The organism is Bradyrhizobium icense, assembly GCF_001693385.1.
Taxonomy (GTDB): Bacteria; Pseudomonadota; Alphaproteobacteria; order Rhizobiales; family Xanthobacteraceae; genus Bradyrhizobium; species Bradyrhizobium icense.
Map to the genome: position 1 here is coordinate 5748734 of NZ_CP016428.1, position 22232 is coordinate 5770965.

The following is a 22232-nucleotide window of genomic DNA, read 5'->3' on the forward strand; positions in this document are numbered from 1 at the left end:
TCAGGCTGCGTCTTCGAACTGGGTGTAGCCGGAAGCCTCGAGCTCCAGCGCCAGATCCTTGCCGCCGCTCTTCACGACGCTGCCCTTCGACATCACGTGCACGAAATCAGGCACGATGTAGTTGAGCAGCCGCTGGTAGTGGGTGATGACGACCATGGCGCGATCGGGCGAACGCAGCGCGTTGACGCCATCGGCAGCGATCCTCAGCGCGTCGATGTCGAGGCCGGAATCCATTTCATCGAGGATGCAGACGGCCGGCTCGAACAGCGCCATCTGCAGGATCTCGTTGCGCTTCTTCTCTCCGCCGGAGAAGCCGACGTTGACGCCGCGCTTGAGCATGTCCTGCGGGATGTTGAGCGACTTTGCGACCTCGCGGACCTTCTTGAGAAACTCTGGAGAGGTAAGCTGGCTTTGGCCGCGAGCTTTGCGCTGGGCATTCAATGCCGTGTGCAGGAAATTCCAGGTGGTGACACCAGGGATTTCAACCGGATACTGGAACGCCAGGAACACGCCCTTGGCGGCGCGCTCGTCGGGCTCCATCTCCAGGAGGTCTTCACCGCGGAACAGAATTTGTCCATCCGTGACTTCGTAACCCGGCTTGCCGGCGATGACGTGCGACAGCGTGGATTTGCCGGAGCCGTTCGGTCCCATGATCGCGTGGACTTCGCCCGGGTTCACGGTCAGCGTCAGCCCGTGGAGAATTTCGTTATCCTCGACGCGGACCTTCAGGTCTTTCACTTCAAGCAATGACATGTCTTTTTTCCGTTTTCACCGCTCGTCCAGAGGAGCGCCGCCAGGCGCGTCTCGAAGGACGTGGCCACAATCTTTCCGCTCATCCTTCGAGACGGCCGCTACGCGGCCTCCTCAGGATGAGGTCGCTATCCCACCGATCCTTCGAGCGAGATCGAGATCAGCTTCTGCGCCTCAACTGCGAACTCCATCGGCAGTTGCTGCAGCACGTCCTTCACGAAACCGTTGACGACGAGGCCAACCGCTTCCTCCTGCGAGAGCCCGCGCTGGGTGCAATAGAACAGCACGTCCTCGGAGATCTTTGACGTCGTCGCTTCGTGCTCGAAGGTCGCAGACGAGTTCTTCGCCTCGACGTAAGGCACGGTATGCGCCCCGCATTTGTCGCCGATCAGAAGCGAGTCGCAGGCCGTATAATTGCGTGCGCCGGTCGCCTTGCGATGGGCGGTGACGAGGCCGCGATAGGTATTTTGCGATTTGCCAGCCGCGATGCCCTTGGAAATGATCCGGCTCGACGTGTTCTTGCCGAGATGGAGCATCTTGGTGCCAGAGTCGACCTGCTGGTGACCGTTCGAGATCGCGATCGAATAGAACTCGCCGCGAGAATTGTCGCCGCGCAGGATGCAGCTCGGATACTTCCAGGTGATCGCCGATCCGGTTTCGACCTGGGTCCAGGAAATCTTCGAATGGTTGCCGCGGCAGTCGCCACGCTTGGTGACGAAATTGTAGATGCCGCCCAAGCCTTCGGAATTGCCAGGATACCAGTTCTGTACCGTCGAATATTTGATCTCGGCGTCGTCGAGCGCGACGAGTTCAACGACCGCCGCATGCAACTGGTTCTCGTCGCGCTGCGGTGCGGTGCACCCTTCGAGATAGCTGACGTAGGAGCCCTTGTCGGCGATGATCAGCGTGCGCTCGAACTGGCCGGTGTTGCGCTCGTTGATGCGGAAGTAGGTCGACAGCTCCATCGGACAGCGTACGCCCGGCGGCACGTAGACGAACGAGCCGTCCGAGAACACCGCCGAGTTCAGCGTCGCGAAATAATTGTCCGAGGTCGGCACGACCGTGCCGAGATACTTCTTCACCAACTCGGGGTGTTCGCGGATCGCCTCCGAGATCGGCATGAAGATCACGCCAGCAGCCTTCAGCTCCTTCTGAAAGGTGGTCGCCACCGAAACCGAATCGAACACCGCGTCGACCGCGATCTTGCGGTTAGCCGACGGCTCGCCGCCGGGCGGGGGCTCGACGCCTTCGAGAATGGCGACTTCGCGCAAGGGAATGCCGAGCTTCTCGTAGGTCTTGAGGATTTCGGGATCGATTTCGTCGATCGACGACAGCGTCTTCTTCGGCTTCGGCGCCGCGTAGTAATAGATGTCCTGGTAGTCGATCTTGGGATAGTTGACGCGCGCCCAGGTCGGCTCGGTCATGGTCAGCCAGCGGCGATAGGCCTCCAGACGCCATTCCAGCATCCAGGCCGGCTCGTTCTTCTTCGCGGAAATGAAGCGGACGGTGTCTTCCGAGAGACCCTTGGGGGCCTTGTCGGACTCGATCAGCGTCTCAAAACCATATCGATATTGGTCGACGTCGATCCAGCGCACCCGGTCGACCGTGTTTTTTACGGCTACCATTGCCCGCTCCGCCGCTCGCGCAAGGACGACTCCGACCATGTCCGACGACGGCTGCGGCGCGCCCCCTTGACCGCATAGGGGATCGCGCAAGTCACACGCAGCTCGGGGCCAGCGAGGCCGCCAATCAGAAACGTCGCCGATAGTGTTTCAATCTTGCTGCGCGCAGCGGACCCGCTCATCGGTCGCTCCTTATGCTTGCACGCACGTGCCGGGCACCGGGCAGATAACGGCGCATTGCGGCGTGTCGCACTGCCCCTCGCATTCGGTGCACTTCTTCGGGTCGATTACATATATGTCGTTCTTGAGGCTGATTGCTGCGTTCGGGCATTCGAACTCACATGCGCCGCAGACGGTGCACTGGGAGGCGATTATCTTGTAGGCCATAAACTCCGATTCCTTGGGCAGGCGATGCGGGACGGCTTCTTCCTTCAAGGCTCGTGCCAAACGCCGAGCTGATTTATCTCGGCTATTTTCACCTTGCGCGTGTCCTGGGCCATACAGCGTGTCGCGATTGCGACACTCGGCTCACAGCCGCTTGATCTGGATGCCGTACTTCCGGGGGTTTACCCGAGGTAGGCGAGCCGCCTCCGCGTGCACTCAGCCCGACCTCTCCATGGCCTCGGTAATTGGGTAGCGGTCAGTCATTTTCGCGCCGATTCTAAATGCTCGACGGTCTCATCCCGGTTCGGCCGCAACTTGCGGATTCGATATCGGATGCGGTGACCAGATCCGCCGGCAGCGGCGCCGGCGCTTCGGCGACAGCGGCACGATCAGCAGCTGCCGCAGTACTGGCTCGTCCGATCCGCGTCTCCACAGCATCGCCGACAGGCACTGGCCGTGAGGAGCTGGCAAAGTCGGTCCTGATATCACAGATTCCTGGGCCAGCGTCGCGCCCCGCTGCACCAATTCTCGAGCTTGCGCACATTGCCGGGAAAACCGCAATTCATCAGCTCGTCAATCGCATTGGTATCGAAGCTCAATCATCACGACCGTTCTCCTTGAAATTCTTCAAGAACTCGCCCCGCGAGCAGCGGGACGTCAACGCGCCTTTCGCGCGGGGGGCGGCTTCTGGAAGGGTGGCGAGATCTCACCGATCTCATGGGAGAAACAGCATTGCCGTGTCAGCCCGTTCGAATAATTCCTTGCGCGAGTTCAGCGCTCAGGTGAAAGCCTCTTCTCATGGGCGGACAATTCCGATCAAGCACCGAGGCAGCCCGGCGCAATTCTTCTTGATAAAGGGTCCCTCGCCGCGCGGCGACAGCTCGTGCACGCGTGGCGACCAACTCCTTGCTGGTCGCAGAACGTCCGCAACAGTACGATCCTGCTGCACTTGGCAACGCCCGCGATATTCTCAAGAGGCCGCGGGGACTGTTTGCCGATGATGCCTTTGAAATGGATCTTCTTGCAGTCGCGGGTGGGCTTCAACTCTGATAGTCTCTTCTGCAGCCAGGAGCACTGCGCCCAATTTGCTCGCGGACGCGCGCGACCAGGCAATGCAGCTTCACGGTTTGACCGACCAGATTGGTTACTCGCTAGAGGGTGGCCGACGGCCGGAATGGCGAGCGGTCGTCCAGCACCCGATCTGCCCGCAACCGTTGCATCATAGCGAATTGGAACACCGATGAACGCCGCGCGCGTATCTTTGGAAGCGCCGAGCGCATCCGTCTTGTCGGAGCCCAACACCGAATGCGTCGCGATCGCAGAAAAACATCGCTCTTATCTGCCTTTCCTGCACGATTCTGCCGAATTGGTGTCCTGAGCTCCGTATTACCGCATTTAGCGATGTTCCCGAGAGTCTTCTGGTGCCTCATCTGTTTTGCTCCCTAGCCGCGAAGCGCCTCCAAAAGCGAAGGTGCTTGCGTTTTGGTGAACGCCTCACAAGCGAGCCTCGTCTCACTCTGCTGGCCATGGGGCGCATGACGGACCTCTCCCTAGGCTCTCTTTGGGACGAATCACCACTCAATGACTCTGAGTGATTCTTGAGGAGAATGGAGCTCACTGACTACAACGAGAGTTCTACTCGGAGAGGTCATATAGACAAGATGCATCTTGATGTGAGCCCGCGCAGCGCTCGCGATAAATCCCGATGAGGGGCAACCTGCTTGTAATACGATGGTATCTACGTATACCAATGTGTACTCGAGCTAGCCACCGGGATGATTGGCACGAAGCGCGGGCGCAATCATTATGCCCTTATATTGTCCAGACAATTCGAGGGGCTATGAACAGTCAAGTCGACTCCCTGTTTGGGGATGCGCAGGAACGCACAGCTGATGGTGGTGCACCTACCCTATATTCCAGTTTGATCGATGACCTGAGTCAGTTGAATTTCGCAGACGCGGATGACCGTCGAGCATTCCCTCCGGCCCTACATAGCATATTAGCAAGGCATGGACTGTTCGGGCTCACTACACCAGCAGAGCACGGCGGATTAGCTCTTCCCTTGCAAGAGGCCATCGACCTCATCTCCGCCACTGCATCCTTCGATGTCTCGGCTGCCTCTACCCTCGTCATCCATAACTTCCTGGCCTTGCCCTGCATCGAAGCGGCACCGCACATCCCTGAACAAAGGCATGTCATGTGGGGTGCAACACGCGGCGACCTTTGCGCTTTTGCTTTGACGGAGCCTGGCGCTGGCTCTGCCCCGCGGCATATAGAGGCTTCGGCTTTCATGCACGAAGATAGAGTTCGCATCTCTGGCCGCAAAATTTGGATCGGCCTCGCTGACTGGGCTCGTTGGATCGTTTGCTTTGCGCGAGCTTCTGGTCCCGATGCGAAAGGTCGGATCGTTGGTGTACTAGTTGATAGGCAGGCTCCGGGCCTAAAGGTCACGCACGAGCATCGCACACTCGGTCTACGTGGCATTATTCAAAATACTCTAGAGTTCCAGGATGTCGAAGTGCCGAGTGCTTACGTGCTCTCTCGCGATCAAGACGGCTGGGGAGCAGCAGCATCTAGTATGAACCGCGGGCGTATCGGTGTGGCTGCTATGGGTCTTGGAGCCCTTGAGCGCGCTATCCAGGTTGCAGCCTCATATGCAAGCCATCGTCGACTAGGTAAGCTGCGCATGATTGAGAACAGCTATATCGAGCAGTTATTTGAGCAGATGGTACTCCGGCGGGAAGTAGTGAAGGCAATGCTGGGGGCATCCTGCCGACTTGTCTCAGCGCAGGGCGCGCCCAACGTCCACCTTGCGTCGGCAACGAAGGTTTTGTCGTCGGAGTGGTGCGGCCTCGTCGCTGATCAATGCGTCCAACTGTTAGGTGGCCGTGGCTACGATGAGGGAACGCCTGTAGCTAAAATCTATCGAGACGCTCGCATTCTCCGCATCTTCGAAGGTCCGACTGAGACGCTCCTATCACATCTCGGCCGCTGCCTTCTCTCAAGAGCCACGCGTGACGAAATAGCCGACCTTTTTCTGTCTCTTGGTGCGGCGCCGGTCCACGCTGCTGCAATTGAGGAACTCTCTGGGCTCAATGAGACAGACGGTGCCGTGCTAATCTATGCGGGTTGGCTCACCACATTAGGACTGGCACAAGCTGTCATGTCTGCTGGTTGCTTCTCCGCCTCAGATTGTGCCGGAGCCGCGGCTGACCTAGTCAGTTCCGAATTAGCAACTCTCCGTACTCGCGCGCCGGCACGGCTATCTTTCGAAGGCCGCATTCCTGCTAGTCGGACTCTGAATTGCTTCCTTCAAGACGCAGCTTCTTCCATCCGCTCCCCTGTCCTCACAGACGATTACCTCAAATTGGTGCAGTATGTCTGAGATGCTAGCTAACAAGGGGAGCTAGGAGGCGGGTCTCACAACTGCCGGTATTGCGAGCGCGCCGATTTCGCGCTCGGTCCTCGACCGAACGCTTGCCAAGCCAACAGACCGGCGATCGCGCATGGAAGGCCGCCAGCCGCCGAAGGCGGTGGCGCATCGCGCCAGCCTTGAGCACGCGCGATCACCGGTCTAGCTTAGACCACCGATCCTCCGTCGAGCAGGGGGGACTTTCCATTGATGTGACGATCACGTCGCTTTGTTCCGCGTCTTCCCCCGGAGCCAAACACCAGTGCGCTTGCTTGCTCGTTGCGCCACAATTTGAGACGACGTTGAGGGGGTCGGAGTACTTTGCGTGGGTAGACCCCCGGGATTTTTTGCCTGACGCTTGGACAGAAGTTCGCTGCTGGTCCGCCACGGCTCGGCCTCGAACCATGTGCGCAGCTGTGGCGTGGCTTTGACGAGCGGATCGGGGCGTCGTCGCGCTCGCTTCAGCTTCGCATTGTGGACACGCGCTCCGTCGCGCTCCTTTCGTATCAAACGACGGCTGGAAAAAGTTCACGAACAAGCGGGCCGAACAGCAAAGCCGAGCCAGCAGAGCAGCCGCTTCGAGCCCCTCGAATCGACGGCAGCCAACCATTCGTCGGACCACCGCGCCGTTCTTCTGATCGACAAAGGCCTGGTCGTTCTTGCGATATGGGCGGCAGCGCGTGAAGACGACCGCGGATCGGAAGATTAATCAAACTCGTGGAAAGCAAGAAGGAACAACGCACGTTCGCCGCCATATTTTGCGGCGATTCGATTCTGCTCCATCTGAGCTTTGCCGGAGGGGCCACATACAAGCCACTCCCGGTCACGAGATGCTCTCGGTCGAAAGTAGTTCAAACGTTCGTCGTTTAGTTACGTTTTGAGCGGCACAGGCTCCGAATTGACTTCAGAGCCTCAACTCACTGGCCGGAGCGAACGTTGAGGCGCTCAGGAACGAGATCAGGCTGGCTGAGCAGCGAACAGCACAGTGGCCAAGAACAACCGGATCTTCCGCGGGCAGTATCGATGGCGACCGCATTCTCGAGGACGTGTTGGCATCATCGTATCTGCCGCTACACCGTTTTCAGAACGAGGACTTCGATTGCGAGCCCCTCCTACAGAAGGAGGTGAGTGCCATCGCGCATGTGCGTTCCTTAGCGGATCTGCGTGCTCACGCTAGCCCGCATGTTTCTAAGGCCGCTATCTGCTCGGACGACCAAAGAGAGGACGAAATTGATATGGCGCGCCTCGCTGCATTGCACACCCAGGGCGTTACAGAGAGTGCTTTTGTGTCGTTGTGCGAGGACCCCTCACGACTGCGCCTTCAAGGGACGAGACCGAGCATGGCAGTGTCACCGCTTGGCCGACCAAAAAAATCAACGCTATTTTAGAGCGCGGGCATGCTCCTGGAGATGAGGAATTGCGAGTTTGGGTGAGGGGAATACCGACTGAGGAGACCGAGGTCTTGTTTCTGGGCGGCAATCTAGCTGACTATCGGACAGCCAGCGCAGATAATCCGAACACGGCTGACGCACGGCAAGATGGTCCGCCCGTCAAGAAAGCAAGGGTCAGCTCCGATGCGCCCGAGATGATACGGCACCATCACGGCCAAACTTGATCGCACCTTGACGCGCCACTCAGGCGTTCGCGTCAACGCTCATTAATCCAAATCCGCATTTCGCCTTCGCCGCGGTTAGCCCAGCTGAACCACGGAATGAATGTCAGCGGCTGCGGTTGTAGCCGTCCGGGCGCTTTGTCGTACTGATAAAGCGCCCTTTCTTCAGAATGCGTGTGTTGCAACCGGGCCCCATCAGCCTGTAGCAAAATCTTGTCGCTAAGGAGACCAGTGCCTTCGATAAGCGAAAACCGGCTTTCTGCAGGAAGCCAAACGTTGTGTAACTCGGTCCCGTTGTCGGCTTCTTCCAGACAGTAAACCAAAGGGCCACGCTGGATAGCCACCTTGCCCGCCAAATTGCGAAGTTGCGGATGACCGTATACGCGGCGTACTTCCATCGGCAGCGATAGTTTGATCCGATCTCCCTGCCGCCACGTGCGGTGAATGTGCAAATAGCCCTTGCGCGACTCGCAATTGACAGGTTCGCCGTTCAGGGTCGTTTCCGGCGCGCTGCACCATTCCGGCAGGCGCAGGGCGAGCGTGTGAGCGATTGGCTGTGCGGATTCCACAGCGATTTCCACCTCGTCCCTCCAAGGATACTTGCCGCTCATGAGCAACCGCAGCGTATGCCCGCCAACCGATACCGCCACGCTATTGCCAATATAGAGATTGATATAGAGCGCGTCGGAGCATGGCGTATAGATGTAATGACCAATTGATGTGAAAATGCGTGCGATGTTCGGCGGACAGCAGGCGCAGCCAAACCAGCGTTGCCGCACCGGCCTGACATGACTGTAGATGCCATTGGACCGCAGCGTTTTGGGATGAACTTCGAGCGGGTTAACATAGAAATAGTGACGCCCATCGAAAGCGATACTGCCCAGGACCGTATTGTAGAGCGCGCGCTCCATCACGTCGGCATAGCGACTGTCCCCTTCCATCTCCAGCATACGGCGCGCGAACATCATCAGGCCAATCGACGCGCAACTTTCCGCGTACGCAGTATCGTTCGGCAGATCGTAATCGCTGCTGAACGCTTCGCCGAAGCTTTGCGAGCCGATACCGCCGGTGACATAGATCTGACGCTGCACCATGTTTTGCCATAGCCGCAGGCAAGCCTGGCGTTGCTGCTCGTTCTGACGAAGACGCGCGAGATGAGCGACCGCAGTCATGAGGTATACAAACCGAACCGCATGACCGGTTGCGGTCCGCTGTTCCGAAATTGGCAGGTGCGCCTGGCTATAGGCTTTATTTTTCACCGTCCAGGGCACGCCAGATGATTTGACGTGGCAGGATTGCCGGCGTTTCTCGTGTTCTATGTCATAGAAGTGCGGCTCTGTGCCGCGTTGCTCCACGAAATAATTGGCTAGCGTCAGATATCGCTGCTCCTGCGTCACTTCGTAGAGGCGCGTCAATGCAAGTTCAATTTCTGGATGGCCGTCATAGCCGTGCAACTGATCGCGCTCCGGGCCGAAAACTCTGCCGAGGTGGTCAGCAAGCTTGCAAACGACCTCCAGCAGGCGTCGTTTGCCAGTAGCCAGAAGGAAAGCGATACCCGCTTCAATCAAGTGGCCGGCACAGTAAAGCTCATGGCATTCGGCTAGGTTGCTCCAGCGCTCCTGAGGCGCCTTTAGCATGAAATAGGTGTTGAGATAGCCGTCGCCGCATTGGGCGGCCGCAATCAATTCAATCAGCTCATCGGCGGCTTTCTCCAGGTCCGGATTGGGTGTCTGGCACAGCGACCAAGCAACCGCCTCTAGCCATTTTGCGACATCACTGTCCTGAAAAACCGTGCCGTAGAACTCCCCCTTCGCACGTCCGGCGGCAATACGGAAGTTTTCTACCGCGTGGCTCGGTGTCGCTTCGGGATTGCGGTCGTTCAGCGCGTCCCATTGATAGGGAATCGCCACTTCCCTCACCAAGTGCTGGCATTTCCCAATCAGCGAATCCGAGACCTGTAGGTCGTGAAGATTGACTTCGGCCACATCCCGCTGACTCATCTCGTTTCTCCTTCGTGTGGGGCGAACGGCGCCTAGCTCAGGCAAGCCAGCTCGCCATGATCGTTGTTGAGGTTGCGGCCTCGAAATTGGCGGCTGCGCAATCGTATTCTCCACGCGAACGTTGAAGCGTTAGAAATGGAAAGGCTGCCCCTATGCCGCTGGACGGCATAGGGCTGACTGGTCAAAACCGAGCTTCTTTCCAATCTCCTACCGCTGAAAATGTCGTGCAACAATCACGCGGGAGTTTGTGGGATCACAAGAGCCGGGCCCGCCTAAGCCTCGCCGTCCAGCCAGCCGATCTTGCTCTTTAGGAATCGAAAGCCCAGCACCTCGTAGCCGGCGCACTCCCTGTGGTCCCGGCCGTAACCATGGCCGCCCGCCGCCGGCTCGTAGAAATAGGCCTCGTAGCCCATCGCCTGGAGCTTCGCGGCCATCTTGCGCGCGTGTCCGGGATGAACACGATCGTCCCGCCGCGTAGTGGCGATCAGGATCGGCGGGTATTTTTGGCCGCACTTGGCGGTATGATACGCGGAATAGGTCTTGAGCCACTCCCACTCGTCGAGCTTATCAGGGTCCCCATATTCTGCAATCCAGCTTGCTCCTGCCAGAAGCTTGGTGTAGCGGCGCATGTCGATCAGCGGGATCGTGCAGAACAGCGCGCCGAAGCGTTCCGGATAGCGCGTCAGCATATTGGTGATGAGGATGCCGCCGTTCGATCCGCCCTGGGCCGCGATCCGCTTCGGCTCCGTCACGCCGCGACGCACGAGATCGGCGGCAACGGCAGCGAAGTCGTCGTGCGACAATTTCTTACGGCCGAGCCGGCCGGCATCGTGCCATCGCGTACCGAACTCGCCGCCGCCGCGTAAGTTCGCCAGCACCGTGGTGCCGCCGCGCTCGAGCCAAAGCTTGCCAAGCGCTGAATTGTAGTACGGCCTCATTGAGATCCCAAAGCCGCCGTAGCCGCTCATATGGACGGGTGCATCGCCCGTCTCGTCGGCCGGACCGGTCTGTACATAGGGGATGCGCTCGCCATCAATCGAAATGGCCTCGTGTTGGGTGACCACCAGCCCATCCGCGGTAAAGGTCTTCGGCGCCTGCTTGAGCACGGTCGGACTGGCGACGTTATTCTCGATCAGCATAAGCGAAGCTGGCGTGAGCGGATCCTGGCTCCCGACGAGCAGGTCGCCATTGCCTTTAGATGGATCGCAATCAAGGGGCCAGAGGTCGACGACCCCGATGTCGGGAAGCTGGCGCAGCTGCGCGCGGCTCCACCCCTTCTCGGATGGTGTGCAGATCTCGAAGAACGGCCGCAGTTCGTTGAGAATCGAAAGCACAAGCTTGCCGGCACTCCAAAAGAACCCCTGCAGCGCGCGGCGCGGGCCTGGTTCGAAAAGAACCCCGAACTGACGGTTGCCTTCAAGGAACGCCGCCAACGAGATGATGAGCACCGTATCCGCGGCATAGGTCCGCCCCGCCACAGACCAGGATTCGCGCGGCTTGATGGCAAGCCAATCGCGATGGGGGAGCATCCAGATGTTGCTTGGCAGGTTGATTTTAGTCGTGGCACCGGATTCGTCACCGAGCCAGATGGCAAAATTGAAGGTGTCCACCCCATCGACGAACCACATCCGCGGCGGCGCAACGGTGTGGTCGACATCGCAGCCGGCTCCGACATGATCGGCTGCGATCTCAAAGATCACTGGCGCTTGATCCGCCTGCGTACCGCGGCGCCAGAGCCTCACCGTACGCGCATATCCGGAGGTCGTCGCCATGCCTTGCCCATGAGAGCTCGACAGCACCAGCGTATCGGGATCGAGCCACTCAACCCCGCCCTTGGCTTCCGGCAAGACGAAGCCATCGCTGACAAATGTCTTCGCGTCAGTATCGAACTCACGCAAGGTGACGGCATCGCTGCCGCCGCGCGAGAGGCTCAAAATCATCCGTCTATGATCGCCGGGCAGTGAGGCCGTCGCTTTCAGAAGCCAGTCTTGGCCTTCGCTGATAGCGAGCTGATCGATGTCGAGCAGAACTTCCCATGACGGCTTCGGCATGCGAAATTCTTCCAGAGTGGTTCGTCGCCAGAGGCCGCGTGGATTGTTGGCGTCCTTCCAGAGATTGTAAAGGTAGCCGCCGCGCCGGCTGACATAGGGGATATTATCCGGTCGGTCATAAATCGAGGTCAGCGCATCGCGATCCCGCTCCAATGCCGCGCCGCCAAACACCTGCAGCGTCTTGCCATTCTGCCGCTCGACAAATTTCAGCGCCCGCGCGCCTTCGATCTGTTCCAACCACAGATAGGGATCATCGTCTGGAGCGGAAAGCGTGGGCTTTCCAGCCAGCGACTTTGTCGTCGCGCTTGCTTTGATCACGCTTCACTCCATCCCTGGTTTGACGCGCACTCCCGAAATGGCATTGCATCAAAGCTTTTCATGTCTTGCATCCGTACTACCTTGATTTGGCCGCCGCGCGGGTTCATTGATGCTGATTGCCATGTGTCCGTCAGTTCCATCAATTGCTGAATTTGGTAGTTGATCGGGCGCTCCGACGCATCTGGCCATGACGCACATCCTCCCCTTTCGACCCAAGCTCCCGGTGGCAACTTTCATCTTCCATGCGAACTTGCCTTTCCTTGCCGAGTAAGACGATATTATCGAGCGGCCTAAGCGACACCGTAGACGCTAAGGGCTGCTGCAAAGCGCCGCTGCGGACCGCCTTCAGACGCCAAATGCTGGTCAGCTCCGGGCCAAACAGGTCGGAGTGCAATCCATCAAACCTGACAATACAGAAGCGGAGCTCACTATGAGTGGTCGCGTTGGTGTGGCTATGTTGAATGAACTCTACTCGACTGCGGTACCGGCCTTCACTTGCCGGAACGATACGGGCCGTACACGACCGCCTACAATCGGTCCAACCGGTGGCGCAAGGCGGCTATCTGGGATCGGCCTGATGAATGCTGTCGTCAAGGCTCACGATGGCAGTTCGATTGTAAGTGTCGATCAGCACGCCTCCGGGGCCAAAAAAAGAGTGGAGATCGTTGTGTGGGCCGAAGCCGAGAAGCCCTCACCACCAAGACACGCGCGGGTCGACACGAAAGGCCGCGCGGTCCGCCTCCAAGATCTCGCCCCGTGCGGTTCACGGCGCCTGGCCGATGCCCTGCTCGAGGCCTAGGTTTAGGAGACTGGCCGACATAGGCATCTCGCCAAAGGCTTCCCGTGATTGATAGTCGGTTTCGAAGTGCCGGCCTGACTGTTGCGCTCTACCGATTCTACGCGCACTGCCGTGTGGGTTCTAAGAAGGCCTTGATGGCCGCCTCAATCGGCCAATTTTTAGCGAGTTTTTTTCGGCGTCATCAAAGCCGGAGAGCACGGAAGTCGCTCTGCCCCTAAACCGTTGATATAATGGCTGAATTTTCCGAGGCATGATAATGCTAGCGCTAGCTGCTGAAACCAGCGCGAGGGCCGGGTTAAAACATTCGTATAGTTCTCCAGCTCCTTTCGATAGTTTAGGATCATGCGTAACCAGCTTACTCAGTTCAAGTTCGGACGCTCAGCCACGCGGTTTTTCGCGCTGGCGTTGATGCGCTAACTTCGTTGTACCTTCAGTCCCAGTTCGCCGCGACGGCGTTCGGCTATTTGGAAATGATATTGGTGTTTTCTCTGATGGGCAGCCTCATCCCCTCTGCCATGCTTTTCATCTTGCCCTTCGCTGCTTTGGCCTACTTTTTTGCGCCGCCCACTTTCAATCTCAACGATCCGCGGGATCTTCCTGTGGTTGTGGCCTTCCTTGTTGCCTCAATTATCGGAACGCACCTGATTGGAAAAGTCCGCCGAGAAAGGGAGGTTGCGCTTGAGGCCGCGGCCAGGCTCCGGCGCAGCGAGGCTGAGTTGCGCGACCGCGAGAAACAGTGGCGCGAAATCTTCGAGCATAATCCGGTCATGCACTTCATGGTCAATGCCACTGGAATGGTCCTGAACGTCAACACGTTTGGCGCAACACAGCTCGGCTATGCGCCCTCGGAGCTTGTCGGGCATTCCGTTCTGAAGGTATTTCTGGAGGAAGATCGTCCGTTTGTTCGCGAGCGCGTCGGGCTGTGCATTGAAACGGTCGGCCAATCGCACACTTGGGAGATCCAGAAGATCAGGAAAGATGGCTCGGTGCTGTGGGTGCGCGAAAACGCCAAAGCCATGCAGTGGGCAGAAGACAAGCTCGTCGTCCTTATCGCCTGCGAAGATATCACCGAGCGAAAGCGGACGGAAACTGCCCTGCGGCGGAGCGAAGCCCATCTGGCCCAGGCGCAGGAATTGAGCCGCACCGGCAGCTTCGGCTGGAACGTCGCCACAGGCGAGGTCCACTGGTCAAAGGAGACCTTTCGTATTTTCCAATACGATCCGTCGACGAAACTGAACCCGCAACTCGTCGTTGATCGAACCCATCCAGAAGATCGGGCTGCCGTGCGAGAGACGATCGATCGAGCGTTCCAAAACGAAGAGGGTTTCGAGCACGAATACCGACTGCTGATGCCGGACGGCTCGGTGAAGCACCTCCACGCGCTGGCACGAGCCATTAGAACCGCCTCTGGTGATATCGAGTTTGTCGGCGCAGTGACGGATATTACGGCTGCAAAGCAGGCGGAACAGCAGTTGCGTCGTAGCGAGGCCTATCTGGCCGAAGCCCAGCATCTTAGCCACACGGGCAGTTGGTCCTGGGACGTCCACCGTCTCGAATTTGTGTATCGCTCCGCCGAAACCGATCGTCTGTTTGGCTTCGATCCGGAACAGGCTGTATCGATAGAGACCATCCGGTCGCGTATCCATCCAGACGACTTGCCGCGGCTTCAGGAAGTACCGCGCCAGGCCATCGAAGACAAGGGAGGGCATTTCGAATATGATTTCCGAATCCTTCTTCCAGATGGCGCGATAAGGCGCATACATTCCGTTGCGCACGCCGTGGTCGGCAGCGATGGCAGCGTTAGCGAGCTCATCGGTACGCATATGGATGTCACCGAGCAACATGCGGCCAGGGAACGACTGGAAAGGGCTCTTGCTGCGTTGCGCGAAAGCGAGCAGCGGTTTCGCGACTACGCCGAAACGGCCTCCGACTGGCTCTGGGAGACCGGACCGGACCATCGGATCACCCGGTTTTCGGAGCACACCAGCGCAGCAGGCATTCTGGCCACAAGGGTCGTCGGCCTGCTTCGCTGGGAAATTGCGGGGGATGTCGAGGCAGAACCCGAGAAGTGGCGACAGCATCGGGCGACGCTCGATGCACGTCTTCCATTTCGCGATTTCATCTATCGCACCGTCACCCAGATGGGATCTCCAATTTACGTCCGGACCAGCGGCAAGCCATTCTTTGATGCTGACGGCAATTTCCTCGGCTATCGCGGCGTCAGCACCGACATCACGGCAACCATCCGCGCAGATCAGGCCGAACGAGAACTGCGGAAGGCACAGGCAGAGCTCGCGCACGTGACGCGCGTGACGACGCTGGGCGAGCTGACAACCTCCATCGCCCACGAGATAAACCAGCCGCTCGCCGCCATTGTCACCAATGGCGAGGCTTGTCTGGGTTGGCTTGGTCGCGAAACTCCTGATCTTTCCGCGGCGCGCTGCTCAGTGGAGTGGATCATCGAGGACGGGATCCGGGCGAGCGAGGTGATCCGCCGCATCCGCGCGCTTGCGAAGAAAGGCGAGATCGAAATGGTGCCGCTTGATATCAACGACATCGTCAAGGACGTAATCGCGCTGGTGACACGCGAGTTGGTCAGCCATCAGGTGTCGTTGCGAACCGAGTTGACGCCGGCCCTCCCCCTGATCCTGGGTGACCGGGTTCAACTGCAACAGGTGATTACAAATCTGGTGATGAACGGGATTGAGGCCATGCAAACGGTCAGCGACCGACCGCGTGAACTGGTTATTCGTTCATCCCATGACGATATGGGACGCGTGCACCTCGCCGTGGCTGATTGCGGTGTCGGGATCACCGAGGAGGACGCGGATCGCGTGTTCAATCCCTTTTTTACCACTAAATCAAGCGGCCTTGGAATGGGGCTTTCGATCTGCCGTTCGATCGTGGAGGCTCACGGAGGGAGCCTGTCGATCGCCCGCAAGCAAGAGCCGGGCGCGACTTTTCAACTCGTCCTGCCGTTGCATAAAGAGGTCGTGTCGTGACCGGGCGCTCCGACTCGCCGCACCAAGGCGTGAAGGCCGAAGAGCCCAGCGGAAGGGCGATCGTGTTCGTGATCGACGACGACGTCTCAATGCGTCGTTCGCTCGCGAACCTTTTTCGATCGGTGAATTTGGACGTTGCTGCGTTCGGATCGGCCCAGGACATGCTGCAAGGCAACCTTCCGGAGGTTGCCAGCTGCCTCGTCCTTGACGTCAGGCTGCCGGGATTGAGCGGCCTCGAGCTGCAGACTGAGCTAGCCAAGTTGAACCTTCACATTCCGATTATTTTCATCACTGGCCATGGCGACATTCCAATGAGCGTCAAGGCCATGAAGGGTGGAGCGGTCGATTTTCTTACCAAGCCGTTTCGCGATCAGGAGCTGCTTGACGCCGTCGTCGCCGCGACCGAACGGGATCGCAAGAGGCGGGAGGTTGAGAAGACGGTTGCGAACTTGCAGTCCTTGTTCGAGACCTTAAGCCCACGCGAACAGGCAGTGATGAAACTGGTCGCTGCTGGCCTGATGAACAAACAAGTAGCCGCAGAGCTCGAGCTCGCCGAAATTACCGTCAAGATCTATCGCGGACGGGTGATGAAGAAAATGGGCGCGCGGTCGCTGGCCGATCTAATCAGAATGGCTGAGACCCTCGGAATTTGTGCCAACCACCCCGAATAAGCCTAAGTATGAGTTTACAATTTCATCCCGTAAGCCCAGCTTGGTCCACAAACCTACTCTTGGTCCAGGCGGCTATGCTTCGGCAAGCGCCTTTCCCGCGTTAGGAGGGGATCGTCTTGTCCACGCCTCCGCTCATTTCCATCGTCGATGACGACGGGTCGGTCCGTGCTGCGATAAATAATCTTTTGAAATCCCGCGGCTATATCGTCCATACATTTGTGTCAGCCGAGGAGTTCTTGCGCTCGCCCCACCTGAACGGAACATCGTGTGTGATTACGGATGTGCAGATGTCCACTATGAGCGGCTTGGACCTGCTGACACACATGCGGGCCCAGGGTTACAGTGCACCGTTCATTTTCATCACCGCCTTTCCCGATGATCGCGTTCGCGCCCGTGCGCTAAGCGCCGGAGCGATTTGCTTCCTGGCCAAGCCCTTCGCCGGACAGCACTTGATCAGGTGCCTCGATACTGCACTGGATAAGCATCGCGGCGGAGCAAGCGCATGAGACGATGAGCACGCAGTCTGCTCAAACTTCGGGTCTGATTTGTGAGCACGGTCCGCGGAACCGCGCGCTTCGCCATACGACAAGGTCGATAAGGACCTCGGCCTCACGCGCAACTCGTCAGCAATTCTTGGCGATCGGGCTCTTTTATTGACATTCTTCGTTCGCTATTCGTCACCTTGCTTGCGGCCGGCCTGCATCACCTACGGTCGTGAGTGCTTTGAGGTCTCCGATGAAGCCATCCGGCCCGTCCTCCGTTGCACTAGCTAACCGAACTTGCTCGCCTCACTTCAGCTTTATGATTTTGGCCAAAAATCCGCACGTTGAAGAAGAAATTGATGTTTGGCTTGCCGAAAAGCACAGCCGGCTCGATTAAGCTGCCCTGGCTGCAGCCGTGATAGCCTGGCAAGATCACGGGTTCGACAGCCTCAGCAAGCTTCTCGATGTACTACTCGATCCGGGCGGTGGGCCCCTTTATGAGCGCGTAATCGATCGGCATCATCACAGCACACATGGTGGAAAGTACCGGGCTTTTTCGCGTACCGGGCTTGAGGCGTTTGAGCGTCCGGACAGTTACGATGCAGCTATCGAGTTCAATGCGGCCGGTGCCAATAGGAAGATTTCGGAGGTCCTGTTGCCGCTGAGTGAAAAGGGCGGCACAACCGACCGATTTCGGAAGCGACCCGAGTGGCCGGCTCTAGCAAACCGCTGCCGCTCGGCGGCGTACAGACACTTTACGGCCGCGCCGGTAGTCCGCAGACGCTTAGCGCTTGCATTGTCATATCTCTCACCGTCCCCTGAAACAAAATAGCCGATGGTGCTTCAGCACGAAGTGTCTAGAAGATAAAATCCGAACAGAACGTTGTGCGCGATATGCAATGTGCTCCCTTCAAGGTCTGCCTGGTTACGGGCCCCATTTATCAAGCCGCTCGCAACCAGCGAACTTTCTGCCGCATATCGCCGCCGCGGCCCCTTACTGGACCGCGGAGGAAAGTATGGGAGCTGTTGCGCATTCTCGCCTTTCGGCGGATAGCCCCTTGCATTTTCTTCATGTCTTCACCACGCTGGCAGGTGAAGTGCACTGATGCCAAGTCTCGCGGCAGCCCAAGAGCTTGACTCTGATGTGCGCGTCCGTGCCGAAGCTGCGCGCTCCATCACTTTGCTTCGCCGAGATTGCTGACTGTAACGATTTGGGCGGCCGATGGGGTGGGTATAGATTCGCCTGGAGTCATCAGCGCCAAGCGAGATGCGATATCTCGTTGCGGGCCTTAGGCGGCTCCGTCGTAAGTTGAAGCAGATTGTCCGCAGGCAGCCCCTGCCCCACGGCAATGGGAGCTCGCTATGCTTTATCGTAAAACCGCTTCAGCAGGACCACGCCTACACTTTTTTGAAGTTCCCCAATCTGCAGTAACGCTACATCGCTTTCTGGGCCGCGCGGAAGCCGCGTTGCTGACGATAGGATGTCGATCAGCAGTTGGAGCAGCTCCTCGATGGCGGCCGCGTCATCGCCCTTCTCACTCATACGAGCAATCTCCTCCATCGCCTTCCAATCTTCCGGAAGCGGGACTTCTCGACAAAAAAGCATCGGTAGAGGGTTTAAAGCTGCGGGTACAGTGAGGCCGCAGACCGAAGAGCTGGAGCAGGCGATGAACGGTGCTTTTGGCAATTTCCGTCCCTTTAGATCGGCGCACGGTCCAATGGATTGCGGCTTTGGGCCTGCGAGCAGTGTCTTGCTGATCAGCGCGGCCACAGCCTCATCCTCAACCGTGCGGGGTCCGCTGGTACGCGTCTCATCGTAGATGATCGGCGATGCGATTTGCGATAAAGCGATTGGGCCGTTTGCCGATCCTATGGGGCCGACCACCAAGCCGCGTCAAGACGATGTTGCTCGGCTCACTTTGGCAGGCCAGCACGATCTCTGTTCGCTGCGTCAGCGCCGCGACAGCGAGCACGACCGTGTTATGGCCGTGAGCGGCGTGTCTTCGTCGCTGGAAATCGTCAGCATCGCCCTCCCGTCCGGTGCGCATCGGTATCTCCTTCATCGGTATACCCGGAACTCATGCAATAACCATGCTACGAAGTTGCGGGACAGAACACTAGCAGCGAGGCGGGGTCACGGTCCTCTTCTCCCGGGAATAACCTGGGCAAACGTGAACCGCGATGTTCTCGTGACGGGATCTTCGATCACTCGCGGAGAGCTGCAAACGATGCGCCGGCGGTATTTGTCGATCAGCACCCGTAACTCGATCTGGGTCTACGCGCATCGGGCGGTCGGCTATCCCAGGAGCAGCTCAGGAATGACAGATGCCACCACATCGAGATCAGGGGTGCCGCGATGATGCCGGAATTTGGTGTGTGCCTTGCTTCACGAGAGAACACACGCGCAGCCGCCAGCATGCCCTTGGATCGACGCTGCAGGTTGTCAGATCTCCGACACCTCCGTCTTAAACCCGACGTGTCTGATGTTGAAAGATGGAAGGTCATCTGATGACTATCGCCTCGCGTGCTGAGCCGGACGGATGCCTGACGATAATGCGCCCCTGTGCCGTTGGCGCCGACCTAGGCGCTCGACCTCACGTATCGTTAGGCTCTGCTTCTTCGCGCGCGCTGGCCATCGGGGCTAGCCGGCCATCTGGTCGAATTATCGGCCTATCCGGTGGCCGTCGCGCCGGTTTTCCCGATTCCTTTGGCGCTCTTGCCGGCAGGTAATCGTTCGCGGCTCGTTTTCGCGGCTGGCACGGTGCTTGCTGGAGATCACTCGCTAAATGCGAGGTCTGCTTTGAAACCCGGTGACGTCACCTGCCGTCCGCCCGCAACCAGGCGCTTCGTATGTTCTTAGAAGGACGAGATCGTATCCGCGATAGTAGAGAAGTTTCACCAAACAAATGATCGAAGGCAGTCTCGATGAGACTTTTCGAAGTTGAACCTGCCGGATCGTCGATCCTCAATCAAGCTAATGCTGCACGGAGGCAAGGGGCACCGGCGAGTTTCAGGCGCATCCCATCGAAAATGGTACGGATCAGCTGCGATACGTGCTTGGGCGTCGCACGAACAGCGCTCCGACCGGCCGATTGCCGCGGATTTTGATGATTAGCAATCTAGCGTTCACCGATTCCGGATCGCAGCTGAATACATCGTTTGGTGAAGAAACCGCAAAGGCTGGAACATCCATGAGCGAGACGACCTTGATCGAGAATGTCATTCCGCGTGCCGATATCGTCAAACGCGCAGCGCGCATCGGCGCCGAAATCAGAAATATCAAGCTCTCGAGCGATTTGCCGGACGAGACGATCGCTGCAATCAACCGCTTGCTGCTCGACCACAAGGTGATCTTCTTCCGCGACCAAAGTCATCTCGGTGACGCCGAGCAGGAGCGATTTGCTGCCCGTTTCGGGAAGCTGGTGCCGCATCCGATGCTTGGCGTTGCCAAGGGAACGGCATCGCTCCTCGAGCTTGACTCCGCTCGCGGTGGTGGCCGGGCCGATGTGTGGCACGCCGATGGGACCTTCGCCGATGCCTATCCCAAGATTTTGGTGCTGCGGGCCGTTGTGATCCCACTATTCGGCGGCGATACGGTCTGGTCGAACACCGCGGCCGCTTATCTCGATCTGCCGCCACCGCTGCAACGGCTTGCAGACGAGCTCTGGGCCGTTCACAGCAACGTCTTCGACTATGCCGGAATGGCCCGAGTCCGCGAGGTCGATAAGAAGCATTTTGACGAGGTCTTCACCAGAACCATCTTCGAGACCGAGCATCCCGTTGTGCGTGTCCACCCCGAGACCGGAGAGCGGACGCTAGTGCTCGGCGCTTTGGTACAGCGTTTTCTTGGCGTCCCCAAATATGACGGCCAAAAGCTATTTGATATATTCCAGTCTCATATCACCGCGCCCGAAAACACCGTGCGCTGGAACTGGAGGGAGGGCGATGTCGCGATCTGGGATAACCGCGCCACGCACCATTATGCTGTCAATGATTATGGCGACCAGCATCGCGTCGTTCGTCGCGCCACCATCCAGGGTGACGTGCCCGTCAGCATTGATGGCCGGTGCAGTGTAACGCGCGTAAAGGTCACCAAGCAGCCGCCCATGACGCGTTCGCACATTCACGGAGATCCGGCCGTTATGGACTATGCTCCCGCGTTCGCTGCTTGTACTAGTTGAGGTCAAACGGCCAGCGCGGGTCTGACGAAGATCTGCTTTTCGCGAGCCTCATCCGCGGTCGGCGCTGCAGTAGACCTACAGCACTGCGCCGCCACGCCTGTAGGCTACCACGCGTGCGCGACGGCCGAGGTAATCAACCTCGAGGGACAGCGAGTTGAGTTCAAGGTGCCGGCAAGCGATGGCATAGAGGAGATCGGCAGCGGCACTTAACGGGTGGTGATCGACTTTCGTTCGTCCAACGAGTGCCTTGAAAATGAGGAGAGCTACTAACCCAACGGTCGGCCTGACATTGCGGCCAGCTTGTGATACAATGCATGCTGGACCTGCTCGTGAGGAAGCGGGTAGCGCCTTGCGATGGCAAAAAGGAGGAAATCGGGTGCGACCAGAAGGCGAGCATAGCGTGGCTTCTCACTGGCAGTATCAGGTTAGGTTCGACGTGAAGGATGCCGCTACGGCGGAATCGGTAGGACGAAAACTCCGTGTTCCGGCACTGGCACCGCTGTTCGATATTCTTGCCAAGCATCGCGCTGCACCGAAATGCCAGTTCGATGCCTTTGCGGAGTATGTCGCCGCAGCAGAAGAGCACGGCGTTGAAAACTATCCGCTCTACCAGTGGACAAAGGCGACGATCGAGAATGCAGCGAAGAAGGAAAAGTATTTGAAGTCCTTTGCGCTCTACGTAGACGAGCGGGAGATCTATGCTAAGGAGATTGCCGACGCGCTGGAGGCGGACTTGCAACCGCTCACCACTAGCGGGCTCATCACGCGAGTATCGAAGTACGATACCAACCCCGCCAACAATCCTCAGCCGCGGCAGGGCCCCCGCGATTAGGGCTAGGAGCGAGCTGAATGCCCGCTCTTGGCCCCAAGCCGAAGACCATCACCAACGACGCGCGGTCCGCTTTCTGGGGCATTGTGTTGCAAAAGTCGATTTTCGCCGATGACCAA

Annotated in this window: 12 protein-coding genes and 4 pseudogenes; 9 read left to right on the top strand and 7 right to left on the bottom strand. The window is 58.5% G+C overall.

Annotation, left to right across the window (positions count from 1 at the left end):
• The 3 genes from sufC to LMTR13_RS26885 all read right to left on the bottom strand — a co-directional run bounded on the left by sufC (window position 1) and on the right by LMTR13_RS26885 (window position 2759).
• On the bottom strand, window positions 1-753 hold the full coding sequence (gene sufC / locus LMTR13_RS26875; RefSeq protein WP_065730408.1) for a Fe-S cluster assembly ATPase SufC: 753 nt from the start codon (window positions 751-753) through the stop codon (window positions 1-3).
• 125 nt (window positions 754-878) lie between these two features.
• Window positions 879-2375 carry a Fe-S cluster assembly protein SufB gene (gene sufB, locus LMTR13_RS26880; protein WP_065730409.1) on the bottom strand — a complete coding sequence of 499 codons (1497 nt, stop codon included), beginning with the start codon at window positions 2373-2375 and terminating at the stop codon, window positions 879-881.
• Between the two features lie 189 nt (window positions 2376-2564).
• Window positions 2565-2759 (bottom strand): 4Fe-4S binding protein, encoded by a 195-nt coding sequence (locus LMTR13_RS26885; protein WP_065733000.1) that lies wholly within the window; start codon window positions 2757-2759, stop codon window positions 2565-2567.
• A gap of 903 nt (window positions 2760-3662) precedes the next feature.
• Between LMTR13_RS26885 and LMTR13_RS41295 the strand changes: the two genes are divergently transcribed.
• Together LMTR13_RS41295 and LMTR13_RS26890 are read left to right on the top strand one after the other, a co-directional pair.
• Window positions 3663-3806: a hypothetical protein gene (locus LMTR13_RS41295; RefSeq protein ID WP_156795819.1), complete on the top strand. Its 144-nt coding sequence runs from the start codon at window positions 3663-3665 to the stop codon at window positions 3804-3806.
• Between the two features lie 790 nt (window positions 3807-4596).
• Window positions 4597-6141 carry an acyl-CoA dehydrogenase family protein gene (locus tag LMTR13_RS26890; protein ID WP_065730410.1) on the top strand — a complete coding sequence of 515 codons (1545 nt, stop codon included), beginning with the start codon at window positions 4597-4599 and terminating at the stop codon, window positions 6139-6141.
• Between the two features lie 194 nt (window positions 6142-6335).
• On the opposite strand, the pseudogene LMTR13_RS41975 reads toward LMTR13_RS26890, so the two are convergent.
• The 3 genes and pseudogenes from LMTR13_RS41975 to LMTR13_RS26905 all read right to left on the bottom strand — a co-directional run.
• Window positions 6336-6859 (bottom strand): annotated as a pseudogene (locus LMTR13_RS41975) (hypothetical protein); the annotation flags it as partial.
• A gap of 956 nt (window positions 6860-7815) precedes the next feature.
• Window positions 7816-9780: a glycoside hydrolase family 127 protein gene (locus LMTR13_RS26900; protein ID WP_065730412.1), complete on the bottom strand. Its 1965-nt coding sequence runs from the start codon at window positions 9778-9780 to the stop codon at window positions 7816-7818.
• Between the two features lie 272 nt (window positions 9781-10052).
• Window positions 10053-12149, bottom strand: coding sequence for a prolyl oligopeptidase family serine peptidase (locus LMTR13_RS26905; RefSeq protein WP_156795820.1), 2097 nt, complete (start codon window positions 12147-12149; stop codon window positions 10053-10055).
• Window positions 12150-12644: 495 nt separating this feature from the next.
• On the opposite strand from LMTR13_RS26905, the pseudogene LMTR13_RS43880 reads away from it, so the two are divergent.
• The 4 genes and pseudogenes from LMTR13_RS43880 to LMTR13_RS26930 all read left to right on the top strand — a co-directional run.
• Window positions 12645-12732 (top strand): annotated as a pseudogene (locus LMTR13_RS43880) (IS5-like element ISRhru5 family transposase); the annotation flags it as partial.
• A 629-nt stretch (window positions 12733-13361) separates the two neighbouring features.
• Window positions 13362-15950, top strand: a pseudogene (locus tag LMTR13_RS26920) (PAS domain S-box protein); the annotation flags it as partial.
• Window positions 15947-16621: a response regulator transcription factor gene (locus tag LMTR13_RS26925; protein WP_083219245.1), complete on the top strand. Its 675-nt coding sequence runs from the start codon at window positions 15947-15949 to the stop codon at window positions 16619-16621. The pseudogene LMTR13_RS26920 and the gene LMTR13_RS26925, both read left to right, overlap by 4 nt.
• A 116-nt stretch (window positions 16622-16737) precedes the next feature.
• Window positions 16738-17127: a response regulator transcription factor gene (locus LMTR13_RS26930; RefSeq protein WP_065730415.1), complete on the top strand. Its 390-nt coding sequence runs from the start codon at window positions 16738-16740 to the stop codon at window positions 17125-17127.
• Window positions 17128-18463: 1336 nt separating this feature from the next.
• On the opposite strand, the gene LMTR13_RS41300 is transcribed toward LMTR13_RS26930, so the two are convergent.
• On the bottom strand, window positions 18464-18874 hold the full coding sequence (locus tag LMTR13_RS41300) for a hypothetical protein (protein ID WP_156795822.1): 411 nt from the start codon (window positions 18872-18874) through the stop codon (window positions 18464-18466).
• A gap of 1420 nt (window positions 18875-20294) precedes the next feature.
• On the opposite strand from LMTR13_RS41300, the pseudogene LMTR13_RS26945 reads away from it, so the two are divergent.
• The 3 genes and pseudogenes from LMTR13_RS26945 to LMTR13_RS26950 all read left to right on the top strand — a co-directional run.
• Window positions 20295-21200: pseudogene (locus tag LMTR13_RS26945) on the top strand (TauD/TfdA dioxygenase family protein); the annotation flags it as partial.
• 114 nt (window positions 21201-21314) lie between these two features.
• Window positions 21315-21494 carry a thioesterase, FlK family gene (locus LMTR13_RS43885; protein ID WP_418219814.1) on the top strand — a complete coding sequence of 60 codons (180 nt, stop codon included), beginning with the start codon at window positions 21315-21317 and terminating at the stop codon, window positions 21492-21494.
• 190 nt (window positions 21495-21684) lie between these two features.
• Window positions 21685-22116 (top strand): hypothetical protein, encoded by a 432-nt coding sequence (locus LMTR13_RS26950; RefSeq protein WP_065730418.1) that lies wholly within the window; start codon window positions 21685-21687, stop codon window positions 22114-22116.
• Window positions 22117-22232 lie beyond the last annotated feature (116 nt).

Excerpts from the sequence above, each read along its gene's own strand:
- LMTR13_RS26890 (WP_065730410.1), top strand. The coding sequence starts at position 4,597 with ATGAACAGTCAAGTCGACTCCCTGTTTGGGGATGCGCAGGAACGCACA.
- LMTR13_RS26885 (WP_065733000.1), bottom strand. The coding sequence starts at position 2,759 with ATGGCCTACAAGATAATCGCCTCCCAGTGCACCGTCTGCGGCGCATGT.
- sufC (WP_065730408.1), bottom strand. The coding sequence starts at position 753 with ATGTCATTGCTTGAAGTGAAAGACCTGAAGGTCCGCGTCGAGGATAAC.
- sufB (WP_065730409.1), bottom strand. The coding sequence starts at position 2,375 with ATGGTAGCCGTAAAAAACACGGTCGACCGGGTGCGCTGGATCGACGTC.
- LMTR13_RS26900 (WP_065730412.1), bottom strand. The coding sequence starts at position 9,780 with ATGAGTCAGCGGGATGTGGCCGAAGTCAATCTTCACGACCTACAGGTC.